The following is a 13,840-nucleotide window of genomic DNA, read 5'->3' on the forward strand; positions in this document are numbered from 1 at the left end:
ATACAAGGGATTTATTACAAAGTCTGCTATTAATAGTGCTTCCGGGGAAAAAAATTGATATTAGGCGCTAACCTAAAGTGCAAACATGAGTGCAAACATGCTTTGTGTTTAGGTCTAGTGTCGTGCTCGGCACATAGCACATATTAGATGTTCAGTAGGCATAGGGATAACAATGACTCAACTCCACGGGGTGGTTGGGTTTGACTGGTTAAGTCTGAACCCGACGTTCAATCTTGCTCAGACAAATCCGATTACGCAATTTACGAATACCATCAGCAGTCAGCTGGGTACGTTTTTGCCTGGGCTACTAGGCGCGTTTCTCCTTTTGATTGTGGGTCTTGTAGTTGCCACAATCGCTAAGGCATTTGCTAAGTTTTTGCTTAGCAAAACAAGACTAGATAATCAGCTAGCAACCAAGGCCGGACTTGGCGATGATGTGTCGGTCGAGAGCACAGTAGGTAGTGTTGTGTTCTGGGTGGTGATGCTATTCTTCATCATCGCCATTTTGAATGCCCTCAAACTGGATACTGTTTCAGAGCCCATTAGTGGTCTGTTACAAACCGTTTTCGAGTATGTTCCTCGATTGGCCGGAGCGGCGGTTATCCTGTTTGTTACCTGGGTGATTGCTAAAATCGCTAAGGCCGCTGTCGTCAATGGTCTGGGCCGTTTTAATTTAGATGAGCGTTTGTCTGAGCAAACCGGTGTTGATGCTGAAGGCAATGTCTTTCAGGTCAATGAAACCCTGGGGAATGTCATTTATTGGTTTATTTTCCTACTATCGCTGCCGCTGGTTCTCAGTGCGCTGCAGCTGCCCGGTCTCCTCGGTCCGGTTGAGGAATTACTAAATGAGTTTCTATCGGCGATTCCTCAGATACTGACGGCGGCCATTGTTTTTGGTATCGGTTGGTTAGTGGCCAATATCGTGAAGGGGATCGTCACCAATTTACTGATGGCGACTGGTGCTGATAACTTTGGTGCCCGCTTTGGTCTGGCAGCTCGTCCCGATGAAGGTGTTTCTGTTTCCAGTCTGGCTGGTGTTTTGGTCTACACCTTGATTTTGATTCCGGCTGCGATCGCAGCTCTGAACGAGCTCGATATTGATGCGATTTCAGGCCCAGCTGTGGATATGTTAGAGCGAGTGCTCTTTATCATTCCTCAGGTGCTGGCAGCGGGTGTCGTGCTGACTGTGTTCTACTTTATCGGTCAGTTTGTGTCCGATTTAGTCGTCAGTCTGCTGTCAGGGCTTGGCTTTGACAACGTTACCAATGTCCTAGGGCTGCCTGAGCTGTCTGCTCCAGAGCAGGAGGCCTCTACCTTGCCTGAAGGCGAGCCTATGCCTGCCGTGGAGCCACCTCAAAAGTCACCCTCCGAGATTGTTGGGGTGATTGTTCTTGTCGGCATCGTTTTATTTGGAGCCATCACCGCTACTGAGATTCTTGATTTTCCGGTACTCACCGATATCGTCAAGAATATCATGGCTGTTTCTGTGCGGGTACTTAGCGGCATTGTTGTCTTTGCCATTGGTCTATATGCCGCGAATCTAGCCTTCCGGTTGATTGACGGTATGGGGATGTCGGCTTCAAATACCCTGGCTCAAGTTGCTCGCATTGCCATCATTGCTTTTGTCGGAGCCATGGCATTACAGCAAATGGGTGTGGCTACTAGCATCGTTAATTTAGCCTTTGGCTTATTGTTGGGAGCAATTGCAGTGGCCATTGCGATCGCATTTGGCCTGGGTGGACGTGATGTTGCCGCCGATAACCTACGAGAATGGGTGAATCATCTAAAGCAGTAGTTACTTAGGTTGAAGGCCTGATTTTTCTAAGGGCAGCTTCAGCCTAATCCCACCAAACTTAAACCCGCAGAAGGAAGCTAACAGAGTTTCGTTTCTGCGGGTTTGCTGATTGTTCAAACCTGTCATCATGAAACTTAATTTTTAAGTAAGGTAAAGATGGTGCTTTAAAGAACACAGCGTACACGCGTTTTTCCCTGCCTACTCCTAAGGACATCAATCTATGAATAGCAATGATCTAGCCCAGTATATTGAAGCCACTGACGGGATTAGTAAACCCTGGCTACTGATACAGCTACGACTCAAGAAACTGCAAGAACGTCGCCATGAACTCTCCGCAGATGATTATGCCAAACAAGTGGCCGATATCCATGATGACTTAATGAAGCTCGGCGAGTGGTGGGTTGGTCGTGAACGCGATGTTTTCTAAAAAAACTTGATATAGATGGGGAAGATCTACAAAAATGTTGGATAAAAACGCCGAGAAACCTGTTGCCAACGGTGCTGATGAGGATGCGAACGTCAATGAAACTGCACCTGCTGTCGACTTGAGGTCGTCAAAGTATTACATCAGTCGAGAGTTAAGCTGGCTTTCATTTAATGAGCGAGTGCTCCATGAAGCCCTCGACCTGCGGACACCGATGCTAGAGCGGCTAAAGTTTTTAGCTATTTTTAGCAATAACCTGGATGAATTCTTTATGGTCCGTGTGGCCGGGATCAAAAAGCAAATTGAGGCTGAGGTTAATCGCCGTACACCTGATGGACGCACACCCATCGAACATCTACAGGCCATCAGCGATAAGCTCAGACCAACATTTGCCAAGCAACAAGATTGCTTTTTGCAAGTCAGGTCGCAACTTCATGAATATGGCATTCATCTGTTGGACTACGACGATCTCAACAGTAAGCAAGTAACCTATTTACAGGCTTATTTTGAAGATCAAATCTTTCCGGTACTGACTCCCTTGGCCGTTGATCCGGGGCATCCCTTTCCCTACATTTCAAATCTCAGCCTCAATCTGGCTGTTGTTGTGCGTGAAGCCGACTCTGAAGAAACTCACTTTGCCCGGATTAAAGTTCCTAAAGTCTTACCGCGCTTTATTCAACTTCCAAAAGCACTCCAGCCTGAAGATTCCTTATGGGCAGCGGTTCCCCTGGAGCAGGTCATCGGCAAAAATCTCACGTTTCTGTTTCCTGGCATGGTGGTCGAAGAGTATTACACGTTTCGCATCACTCGGAATGCCGATGTATTTATTGAAGAAGATGACGCCGATGATTTAATGCTGGCGTTAGAACAGGAACTCCGTAAACGCCGTTTGGGAGGGTCCTTGGTGCGTATGGAACTACAGGCGGATACGTCGCCTGAAGTGCGGGCCACTCTGTTGACAGAGATGGATTTGACTGAGAATGATATTTATGATGTTACGGGGTTAATTGGTCTTGGCGATTTGATGAAGCTGATCGGGCTGCCCCTACCAGAACTCAAAGATCCCGACTGGTCCGCTGTGATCCCTGCCCCATGGCATCGGATTACTCGCGATGATCCCGATGGTGAGAGGGATGACGTATTCTCTATAATTCGCCGTCGCGATCGCTTAGTCCACCATCCCTACGTTTCCTTTGCTGCCACCGTGCAACAGTTTATTACTCAGGCGGCGGCTGACCCCGATGTGCTGACCATCAAGATGACGCTCTATCGTACATCGGGAGACTCTCCGATTATCAGTGCTTTGATCTCAGCTGCCGAAAACGGCAAGCAAGTTGTTGCCTTGGTAGAACTCAAAGCTCGTTTTGATGAAGAAAATAATATTAACTGGGCTCGCACCCTTGAAAAAGCTGGTGTACACGTCGTTTATGGCCTTCTAGGGCTAAAAACCCACACCAAAGTAGCCCTTGTAGTGCGTAAAGAGCACGATGGCATTCGACGCTATGTACACATTGGGACCGGTAACTACAATCCCAAAACTGCTCGCATCTATACCGATCTGGGCCTGTTAAGCTGTAGTGAAGAGCTGGGTGCAGACTTAACCGATTTATTTAACTACCTGACAGGGTACTCACGACAAAAAGCCTATCGTCAGTTACTGATTGCTCCCATTACCTTACGAGAGCGGATGTTGGCTTTGATCCAGCAAGAAGCTAGCCATGGTCACAATGGTCGCATCATTGCAAAAATGAATTCGCTGGTGGACCCAGGTATTATTCAAGCTTTGTATCGAGCCTCTCAAGCCGGTGTCAGCATTGATCTGATCGTGCGTGGTATCTGCTGTCTGACGCCTGGCATTAAAGGTGTTAGTCAAAATATTCGCGTGGTCAGCATTATTGGTCGGTTTTTAGAACATTCCCGGATTTTTTACTTTCAAAACGACGGGAACGAACAGTTTTACATTGGCAGTGCCGATTGGATGCCCCGTAATTTAGACCGTCGAGTCGAAGCGGTCACGCCAATCCTGGCCCCTCACCTCCGTCGGGACCTGACGAATCTGTTAGAGACCTGTTTGTCGGATAATCGCCAGGCTTGGGAAATGCAGGCAGATGGGACCTATGTACAGCGCCGCCCTCAATCCAATGAACCTGAAAGCAGCACCCATGAGTCTTTAATGAAACAGGCTCAAGCCCTCAAAGCCTACTAACCTCCAATTCAGTCAATTGGCTGAGGAATGTGAGTCAGTAAATGCCGGCATGTTGGGGAAACTCACAAAATGTCAGGTTCCATTCAATATTTTTGATGGGTTATCCAGTTAAATAATGCAGTTTAATCGGCAATTTTGCTGATGAATATGGACTGAAAAGGCGTGGTTAAGCATGAAGCATTTTGTTAAAAATGTGTCATCTACCCACGTGTGTTGAGAGGAGTGTACGTCATGCTAACAATCTGTGTGGGAACTGTTCAAATGCCTAAGTACTCTTAGAATTAGGACATCCATAAGTTCTCATTGACCATGATATGATTAAGGTTATTAAGTACGTACATTTCCGGATCAGCATCAATTAAAACATCATATTTTTAAATTTCATTTATATAAACCAATAGGGCCAAACATATAAATTTTCGACCAGCTCCTATCGAAAGACTTGCGTTTCTAAAACAGTTGATTGAAATTAGTCAATATAGCCGAGTAAATAAATTGTTCAAGTCTGTGATGCTTCGATTGTTATTATTTGCATTCGAAAAAATCACGAGAAAAGTATGATTTTCATTGCTTGAGAAACTTGAACTTATTGGTGATTTAGGTGTATCTACCCAGTTGTTAATTACTTCCCATCTTTATTTATATCAAGAGAGTGCGAAGCAATTAAACGGTTCTTTAGTTGCTTGAATGGTTTTTTGGGGAAGAGAAATTGATATCGATATTACGCTTATATCGAATTGATTTCTTCCACATACAACCCGTGATCCATTGCGGCTCTATCTGATTTTTATCACTTCGAATACCGTTCCTTGATCGGATTTCTCCCATGGTTTTAGCAGGCACTATTACGCAAAAAACATTACATCCCCTCACTTTGTTGGCACAGCTTGTAGGGCGTCAAGTCAGTGGTGAACTCCTAGTAGTTTCCAATGATGTGCGGTGGTCTTTGTGGTTACAGCGGGGTAAGCTTTTATTTGCAACGAGTTCTCAAAACGGATTCGATGCACTGAGGTTTGAAGGACGTCAACTGTTCCCTGAGACGCTATCTGATCTAGTGCTTGCACAATTGCAGCTCTACCATCGTCAGTACACTCATCAAAGTAATGATCTGACCGCCGACTATCGAGCTATTCGCTGGTTAGTAGAGCAAGAACACATTGCGTTTGACCAGGCGGGGCAGTTTATTCGTGCGCTGGCGGTGACAACGCTGACATCCTTGCTGAGGGTGAATCGTGGTAGCTATGAGGTCAATAGCTTTAGCAATATTGTTGACTATCCTACGTTTTGCACATTAGATATTCGCACCCTGGTGGAGCAGTGTCATCAGGAATCGGCCTCCCTGACTAAACGAGATAATACCCCCATTAGCGACATGCCTGCACCTAAAAGCAGCAAAGTGGCTCAGGCGAGTGTACCAGGGAGTGACATTAATACACTGTTGAAACAGGCGTCTCCGACTACATTTGAGACTTCCTTGCAGGCTCTAGGGTCAGACCCGTTTACGTCAACTCTGGCCAATAAATCCAGTGCATCTCCTTCATATCAGCTTGTGTGCATTGACTCTGATGATCAGTGCTTACAGGAATTGCGTGGGTATTTGGAGGATACGGTCTTCTCGATTACATCGGTGGATGATGTGGCCACAGCGGTGGCAGACCTAGCAAAGTGTCAGCCCGATTTGATCATGCTGACCACTAGCATGGAGGGGCTGAACGGTTTTGACTTATGTTCTCATCTGCGTCGCCATCCGCAGTACAAGGATGTGCCGATTATCCTGATGGCTAGAAAGACTAGCATCATTGGTCAGCTTCGGGCTAAGTTCTGCGGTGCTTCGTACTATATTGGTAAGCCGATCAATCGCACCAAACTGATGGTGAAGCTGTTCACCTTACTGGTTTAGGTGGCTGTTGTTGGGGATGACCCGGACTCCGCTGAGGTGGACAGCTGTTCACCTCTCTCCAAAAATTGATAGACCTCCGACTTTTGTTACGTGACTGCTTTCACTGTAGCCAGGTTAATGGGATGTCCAACTGGTGAGTTGCTCTTGCCCATGTCGATGAGCGGTGTTGTGTTCTACAGGCTCAATTGAGTGAAAATGGTTGTAGTCAACAATAGAGCGACCTGCATCGTTGGTCGAAATAATATCTACAAATTTGTGATTCCAATAGATGTCGTAGGCACTAAAGGAATGGCGAGCGTGGATTGTTTGGGACAGAGTTTCGTCTAAACCCGTCAACGTGACAATAATCTCAGCTCGATTCTTACGCAATGTTTCTGGGGTTTCTCCATAAAAAGGGCTATCGCTAGTTAGGCGATGCATGGCTGTCCAGGAGAGGCTAAAAACAGGGGTGTGGGAACGCACCAAGGGTAAATCATGGAATCGGCGAATATACTCACCTTCTTCTGTGGTTTCATCCCTGACCAGGGTGACCCACAGCTGAGCTTCTAAAATATAGTTACGGCGCTCGTTGGCGGTCCGAAACATCAGTGTGGGCACCCCGTTAAATGGTGCTACGACGGCAACGCGACTATAGAGAATACGAGCAGTGGGCAGGGAAAAGCGGGCAAATACTAGACCCGTGGTCATGGCGATAAAAAACAAGCCAAATATTGACTCGATTACCACTAGCGAGTGGGTGTAGGTGCTGGTGGGATACATGGCACCGTAGCCAATGGAGGCCATGGTTTGGACACTAAAGAAGAAGATGTCTTGAAAGTGGCCACTGCGCATGTTTGCGATCGCATCTGCATCCACGCTGTAGGCAATGGCAAACAAGCCATTGACTAGTAAATAGCAACCACTGACCAGGATGATAAATGCAGGCCATGAGATGGTCAGCAGAATATGGTAAAGATCTCCCCAGTAAGAATGAGTAATACCGATCCGCTCAATGTTGGGGTAGCGCTGCTCTCGGTACAACAGTAGCCGCCTTGAGGCACGACGGAGTCTGGGTTTTAGCATACGTACAAATTTGTCGGGATAGAACAGTTGGGAATCAGCCTGGAGGCACAGCCTATAGCCAGATACGACAAACTGATGGCACAGGACCGCTTGGGTGGCCATCCCATGTCGCAGACCGGGCATACCCCTATGACGATGAAGGTGCCAGGCTGAATCGTAGGATTTATAAGGGTTTCAGCTGGTAAAGGTTAAGAATCTAAGGTCGAAGGCTTAAGCCACCTAAGATAGCTCAATCCGGAAGGTGTTACAAAATTTTATGCTTTGTTTCAGCTCATTGTAACTAAAACCGCTGGCTTTCCTAGCATTGGTTTTGCGATCGCATAATTCAATCCAGACGGTTTATACAGACCATACATAGACACAGTACATAGATACAGTGACCATAGGCACGGTGATAGAGGCATAGCCAGGATGGCCTGATGCTTACATCAGCTTTACGTATATTGACCTTATTTGCGCCATTATGCTGGCTGTCATTGACAAGCGCCTATATTCCTAATACAGGTGATTTAATAGACATAATCTTGGGCATATTGGGCAGATTAAAGAAAATCTGGCTGTAATTTCACTGAGCCAAGATGTTGTATTTGTTAGAAATGATGACATTAAGACAACAGAACATGGGCATTTTGGGGTTTTTGCACACCACTAACCAGACCGCTCGGCTCAGTGTCAAGCTGTTCATGGGAGCCTGGTTATTAAGCTGTGTGCCTGTCATGGCCGCCCCAACGCTTTCCAGTAGTTTGGCAGCGTCGCCTATGCTGCTAGCGCAGAGTCGGATCACGAGCCTGAGGGAAGGTGATCAAGGTCCCGCTGTCACAGAGTTACAGCGACGGTTATCCCGTAATGGACTATTTCCAACGGTTGTAAATGGGATTTATGGCCCTGCTACGACTCAGGCAGTACGACAGTTCCAGCGCATTCGTCGTCTGGATGTCACTGGGATTGCCGATCAAGACACCTTAGATTTGTTGGGCGTTAATCTCGATCTAATTCCCGTGGGGTTATCCCACCCTGACCATGGGTTTATTAGCTCCGACAGCATCACCCCTAATTCCAGCCGGGAAGATATCCGCACACTGCAGCGGGTTTTGAGAATGTTTGGGTTCAACATAACCGCTGACGGTGTGTATGGATCACAGACGCGGCAGGCTGTCAGAACTTACGAACGGACGGCAGGGCTCCCTGTGGATGGCATTGCCGATCGCACCACCCTAATTAATATGGGATTTAACGCTGGGGGAAATAATGTTGGCGGCAGCGCTCCCACAGGCAGCAGCCGATCGCCTCAGGGACGTTATGTTGCTGCGATCATTACCGCACCGTCTGAACTAAGCAAAGTCCAGCAAGATTTTCCCAATGCAACGGTGGAGAGAAATAACCTCGGCGAATATATCAGCATTGGTCGCTTTATCGACCCTGATGATGCCGATGACTGGGCTGACTTTGCCAGTGATCTAGGCTATGAAGCACGAGTACTGCGAGATTAAATGTTAGGGTTTGCAACGTCAATGAGTACAGGTTTGTCAAACATCCGCTAATATATACGCCATCCAGCCAATCTAGAGCGTTTTCAGCTGAACGGTAAATCTGTGCAAATCTGTATTAAGTTGACATCTATCAGCGTTATGTCAGGGAATTTTGCTATGCCTAAGTTGCTGACGGCTGCTGTGGTCAGCAGCGTTTTTTTCAGCCTGGGGCTACCTAGCCATGCTCAGCGCCTGCCCCCACCGTTAGAACCGCCGCCGTTGCCTAGCCCCAGCAGCGTTCCTCCCTCGGTGACCACCCCTTCACTGGCACCTGGCGATTTTGGTGCTGATGTAGCGGCATTACAACGAGCCTTAGACCGTAATGGCATCGATCCTGGTCCCATTGATGGTGCCTATGGGCCAATGACCCGGTCTGCCGTAGAACAGTTTCAGCAAATATACGATTTGCCAGTAACTGGAGTAGCGGGCCCTTCTACCCTCGACATTTTAGGCATCAACCCAACAGAAGCGATTGAGGTGGTTGTGGTTGACGACGACGGGGATGTGCAATCTGATGACACGCCCTATATCGCCGCTGTGATCGAATCCACCAGCAAGCTAGGCCAGGTGCGAAACTCCTTTGACAATGCGGTGGTGGACTATGTCCGCCAAGGCGAGTTCATCAATATAGGTCGCTATAGCAGTCACTCCGACGCTATGAGTCGAGTGCGTGAGGCTCGTAGTTTAGGGTTTGACGCCCGTATTCTATATCGGCGGTAGCTATTCAACGATTTTGAGAGCGCGACCCAGGCTAGGAATGGAAGGACAGTGCTGAGTGTAGTGATAATACACTTCTTGGGAGCGTTCTAGATTCAGGTTTAGACCTAGGTTACCTCCCAGGGTGATCAGCCGTTGAATACCTTGGATGGCGATCGGATTAATCGTCAAGGTACATCCCTGGCGAGCCGCTTCTGGGTCGATGCGTAACGTCTGGCGTAAGGTTTGTAAGATTAGCCCTTCCAGTAGCGTTGCAGCCTTGGGTAAGGTGAGATGGCAGTGTAGGTGGTTGGCTTCAATGGCGATCCCTTCTAGTTCGCCGAGATAGCCGGTGCTAATGGCCAAAATGTGCTCATCAATGTCGCTGAGGTCTTGCTCTAAACGACGTAAAACATTAATGACACGATGGCTTAAGGTGATTTCAGCGGCTACTTGCAGCTCTCGGGGCACAGCCATATTTTCACGATGGAAGGCCATTAAGACGCCATAGTTTTCCCGATAAATCTGGGTATACAGCTGGTTGAGTTGCTCTAAAGTATTTTGGCTAAGCAACTGTATGATGTGCTGGCGTTCTTCACTAAACAGCTGCTGCAGATTAAAGGTGTATTCACCAAAATGGTTGTGGATAGTACCAATGATCTCCACCATGCTGCCTTGGGCAAATGTTCTGAGCACGGCGTCTTTGGCCCGAGCATAGGCCAGCCGATTTTTAAAGGGACGAATGCCGCAGAGAAACTCCTGTCCCCCGAAATGGCAGACGGCAAAGATATAGCTACCCTTGGCCTGGGTAATTTCTGACACGATGTTGACCTGTCCTAGTGCCAGGGTTAAAGGCCCCATGGTTTGCTTTTGATAGTCCTGGTGGATCAGCGTGTGGCAATATAGGCGTTGCTCACGATGATATGTGTGGAACAATGAGGACATGGCATAGTGGGCCACCACCTGCTCCACGCTGATACGGGAAGATTGGACCTGGGCGCGATAGACCCCAGCGCCGTTCTTAAAGAGGGGGATATTGCTGGGGGCCAGGGTGAGCTTGTCGATAAATTCTGCTTCCAGGGACTCACCGCAGATTTCTTCAGCTAACTCGATTGCCCGAGCCGCATACCGCAAAATTTGGGTACCTTCAGGTCGAGAAATTTCTTCAAAGAACCATCCACAGCTGGTATACATCAGCATGGCGTGGCGCTGCATTTCTAAAAGACACAGGGCGTCTGTGCGCTCAATCTGAGTCAGTTCGTGATGCTGATGTTGGTTAAAAAAACGTTCGATATTCAGGGGGGTGCGATCGCAAATTATATCGATATAGCTATCCCGAGCTGCCCAGGCATCTTTCAACAGCTCTTCACCCGTGATCTCATAAATTTCGCTGAGTTCATCCCGTAGCCAATCCAGAGCCTGACGTAAGGGTTTACGCCATTGCTGGTGCCATTCACCACCGCCGCCACAGCCACAGTCACTCTGCCAGCGTTCCACACCGTGGGCGCAGCTCCAGGCTGTGACCGGCTTAAGTTCTAACTCCCAGGTTGGGGGAAACAAGTTGAGGTAGTGGGCATAGCTAACCACCTTCCAACCCCGGTCAACAAACTCATGCTGGAGGGCATAGGCCAGGGCCCGTTCTGCTCCATCACGGTGGTGCCCAAAGGTTTCGCCGTCGGTGGCTACCGAAATCAGCTGGGCATCTTTGCGCTCACCACGAATAGCCTGGCCAATACGGTCGGCAAAGGACTGGGATGATTGCAAAATATCGCTAAAGCCCATGTCGCCAGAAATGGGACCGTCATAGACAAAAATATCGATATAGTTTTGCCCTGCCGGTAAGCCGGGTACAAAACACCGATAAGGACGGGTAGGGTCAATTTGCCCTCCACCAACTTCGTGCCAGTCTCCTGCTGCTTGGTCAGCTGTGGCCAGCTGACGACACCGCTGCACCTGGGACGGAGCGACAATGGTGAACTTAATGCCTTCCTGGATTAACACTCGCAGGGTGTCTTGATCGATGGCGGTTTCTGCTAGCCATATGCCTTCGGGATCGCGGTGAAAGCGCTTGCGAAAATCAGCGATCCCCCAGCGTACTTGAGTACGTTTGTCGCGCTCATTGGCCAGGGGCAAAATGATGTGGTTGTAGACCTGAGCAATAGCGTTACCGTGACCGTCGTTGCGATCGCAGCTAAGCTTATCAGCCGCCAAAATCCGCCGATAAGTTTCAATATCATGACGCTCCAGCCAGCTCATTAGCGTAGGGCCGATATTGAAGCTAATGGACTCATAATTATTGACGATTTGCAGAATCTCACCATTGTGGTCCATGATGCGTGCAAATGCATTGGGCCGATAAGACTCGCGTAAAATCCGCTCATTCCAATCATGGAAGGGAGCTGCGCCAGGCTGCCGTTCCACCGCTTCTAGTGAAGGATTTTCTCGTGGGGGTTGATAAAAGTGCCCATGGACGCATACATACACATCAGACGCGGGTGCCTCAGATGAAAGCATCTCAGGCGACAGCAGCAGCTCTTGGGAATCAGAGGCTGAGGCTGTCACAGAATGGAAGTTAACCATGTTGTGTGACTCTGCACTATAAGAAAAGACTTAAAAAGAGAATGGCGACAGCCTGTGACGGGATTTACCAGACCCAAGGTGAGCAGAACCAGAGACTTAGCCTGCCCAAATGAGCAAGCGCTTACTGCTCTCACGAACCTACGATAGTCCAATGACACTCTAACGGACTTACAATTTCTTCTCCAGAGTCGTTACGTTTCTCAAGGCGGTGTTACGTAACAAAATATTCTTTGCTCTGAGGGGCATGATCCCGTTGTCGTAGTGATAGTATGATGCCCCTGAGTAATGGGTTTCAGCTATTTTCGTAAGTGCCTAAAACAGTTGTCTTTAGGCAACCGTTTTGGAGAAGTGAGAGAAAATTACAGATTAAGAGAAAAACTAATAAGAGAGACAACCGCCTTAGCTGTTTATGCAAGCATGGTGGTTGCTTTTTAGGCTGGGGATCACGCCGGGATCGCGATTGTTTAACGAATCAAGAAACCTGGGCTTTTAACCCGTTGCTCTAAAAACCCAGGTCAAGCTGTGAGTATTTTGCCCCATCATTAAGACAGGCTTACCCCGAAGTAAGTCTTCGATAGATAGTTGGCAAGCCGCTTAAAGTTATTTTTGACTGCTGGACGAACACTTTCCCCTGAGGTGATCCCCAGGAGTTTAGCAAACGCTTGATCAGAGATCATGCCATTTTGATGCTGCTTGAATGCATCAATCACCGATATTAACTCATCGTTAGAAAAGTTATAACCCATGGATGCGGCCAGTTCGATTACTTTAGGGGCGCGCTGGCTGAGGGCTAAGGATTCTTCGGGATCAAGATTAACACTTGAGCTAATGTCGCCGTCGCCACAGCCCAGCAGTTGCTCAAGCTGCTTTTGGAGCACAGTATTATCGGCAGTCTTCTGCATAAACTGCAGAACATTGTGAGTAGTCATAGGCAGCCTCAGGGTAGGTTATTGAGTGAATAGATCATCACGAGTAGATACTCTAGAGTCTTTTCTATCACTAGCTATAACAACTCTGACCCGAAGCTAACGTTAACAAAAACAGAAATTTTACCGACCACCACCAGAACGTGTCCGTCCGGGCTTGCCATTGGGGTCAGGAACAAAGCGATTGCGGCTGCGATTACGACGTTTTTGGCGTTTGCTGTTAGATAGATAAGCCATGAAGATAGATGTCCTTTAATTAATGTTACGAGTAACGAGAGTGTTAAGCCTGTAACGGTTTTTGTTAACGTTGATGGCTCTCCCCTGGTGATCTCTTCAAGTAACACGTTCGGCATTCCGCACTTTTCTTATCTAACTTTTACCCAGACTAGACATTGCCAGACTAAACATTGATAGTCTGGGTCTGCTCGTTTGGGGATCATGATTATCAGAGGCGTCTGACCAGGCCCGGTAGAATATGGTGAGCCTGTGCGACACGAAGTCGCTCGAACGAGTGCTGTTGTGAAACATTGCAATAGCCAAACCAGTGTCTAGGTGAGTCCTCAATTCATCCATGCGTCATCGGTAACGATGGGGTGTGAAGCGATGGATAAAGCCGAAGGGAACTGAGAGCCCCAATTCGGTGCCCCGGTGAGAGGAAGTATCCGCGGATAAACGATAAGTGAACCGGCCTTAGGTTGCGACATAGATAGGTCAGCGAAAGG

The 13,840-nt window shown here is 48.0% G+C and carries 9 protein-coding genes; 6 read left to right on the plus strand and 3 right to left on the minus strand.

Features of this window, described 5'->3' with window-relative positions; genetic code table 11:
* The first annotated feature begins 172 nt into the window (after window positions 1-172).
* The 4 genes from N836_RS50295 to N836_RS50310 all read left to right on the plus strand — a co-directional run bounded on the left by N836_RS50295 (window position 173) and on the right by N836_RS50310 (window position 6,325).
* Window positions 173-1,795, plus strand: coding sequence for a mechanosensitive ion channel (locus N836_RS50295; RefSeq protein ID WP_023072373.1), 1,623 nt, complete (start codon window positions 173-175; stop codon window positions 1,793-1,795).
* A 220-nt stretch (window positions 1,796-2,015) separates the two neighbouring features.
* Entirely contained in the window at window positions 2,016-2,222 is a 207-nt protein-coding gene (locus tag N836_RS50300) for a hypothetical protein (protein ID WP_023072375.1), read from the plus strand.
* 34 nt (window positions 2,223-2,256) lie between these two features.
* Complete coding sequence (ppk1, locus tag N836_RS50305; RefSeq protein WP_023072376.1) at window positions 2,257-4,425, plus strand: polyphosphate kinase 1; 2,169 nt, start codon at window positions 2,257-2,259, stop codon at window positions 4,423-4,425.
* 826 nt (window positions 4,426-5,251) lie between these two features.
* The gene (locus tag N836_RS50310; RefSeq protein WP_023072377.1) at window positions 5,252-6,325 is read left to right on the plus strand and encodes a response regulator; all 1,074 of its coding nucleotides are present in this window, start codon (window positions 5,252-5,254) and stop codon (window positions 6,323-6,325) included.
* 114 nt (window positions 6,326-6,439) lie between these two features.
* On the opposite strand, the gene N836_RS50315 is transcribed toward N836_RS50310, so the two are convergent.
* On the minus strand, window positions 6,440-7,510 hold the full coding sequence (locus N836_RS50315) for an ion channel (protein ID WP_023072378.1): 1,071 nt from the start codon (window positions 7,508-7,510) through the stop codon (window positions 6,440-6,442).
* Window positions 7,511-7,983: 473 nt separating this feature from the next.
* On the opposite strand from N836_RS50315, the gene N836_RS50320 reads away from it, so the two are divergent.
* Window positions 7,984-8,877: a peptidoglycan-binding domain-containing protein gene (locus N836_RS50320; RefSeq protein ID WP_161634961.1), complete on the plus strand. Its 894-nt coding sequence runs from the start codon at window positions 7,984-7,986 to the stop codon at window positions 8,875-8,877.
* Between the two features lie 156 nt (window positions 8,878-9,033).
* Complete coding sequence (locus N836_RS73215; RefSeq protein ID WP_031292577.1) at window positions 9,034-9,636, plus strand: peptidoglycan-binding domain-containing protein; 603 nt, start codon at window positions 9,034-9,036, stop codon at window positions 9,634-9,636.
* Here N836_RS73215 and N836_RS50330 read toward each other — a convergent pair whose 3' ends face one another.
* Entirely contained in the window at window positions 9,637-12,192 is a 2,556-nt protein-coding gene (locus tag N836_RS50330) for a DUF3536 domain-containing protein (RefSeq protein ID WP_023072381.1), read from the minus strand.
* A gap of 542 nt (window positions 12,193-12,734) precedes the next feature.
* Window positions 12,735-13,121 carry a Nif11-like leader peptide family natural product precursor gene (locus N836_RS50335; protein WP_023072382.1) on the minus strand — a complete coding sequence of 129 codons (387 nt, stop codon included), beginning with the start codon at window positions 13,119-13,121 and terminating at the stop codon, window positions 12,735-12,737.
* Window positions 13,122-13,840: the final 719 nt, after the last annotated feature.

Source organism: Leptolyngbya sp. Heron Island J (assembly GCF_000482245.1).
Lineage (GTDB): Bacteria > Cyanobacteriota > Cyanobacteriia > Phormidesmidales > Phormidesmidaceae > Leptothoe.

What these genes read in the sequence shown, in the direction of transcription:
- N836_RS50330 (WP_023072381.1), bottom strand. Translation starts at nt 12,192, where the DNA reads ATGGTTAACTTCCATTCTGTGACAGCCTCAGCCTCTGATTCCCAAGAG.
- N836_RS50300 (WP_023072375.1), top strand. Translation starts at nt 2,016, where the DNA reads ATGAATAGCAATGATCTAGCCCAGTATATTGAAGCCACTGACGGGATT.
- N836_RS50315 (WP_023072378.1), bottom strand. Translation starts at nt 7,510, where the DNA reads ATGCCCGGTCTGCGACATGGGATGGCCACCCAAGCGGTCCTGTGCCAT.
- N836_RS50335 (WP_023072382.1), bottom strand. Translation starts at nt 13,121, where the DNA reads ATGACTACTCACAATGTTCTGCAGTTTATGCAGAAGACTGCCGATAAT.
- N836_RS50320 (WP_161634961.1), top strand. Translation starts at nt 7,984, where the DNA reads ATGATGACATTAAGACAACAGAACATGGGCATTTTGGGGTTTTTGCAC.
- N836_RS50295 (WP_023072373.1), top strand. Translation starts at nt 173, where the DNA reads ATGACTCAACTCCACGGGGTGGTTGGGTTTGACTGGTTAAGTCTGAAC.
- N836_RS50310 (WP_023072377.1), top strand. Translation starts at nt 5,252, where the DNA reads ATGGTTTTAGCAGGCACTATTACGCAAAAAACATTACATCCCCTCACT.
- ppk1 (WP_023072376.1), top strand. Translation starts at nt 2,257, where the DNA reads ATGTTGGATAAAAACGCCGAGAAACCTGTTGCCAACGGTGCTGATGAG.
- N836_RS73215 (WP_031292577.1), top strand. Translation starts at nt 9,034, where the DNA reads ATGCCTAAGTTGCTGACGGCTGCTGTGGTCAGCAGCGTTTTTTTCAGC.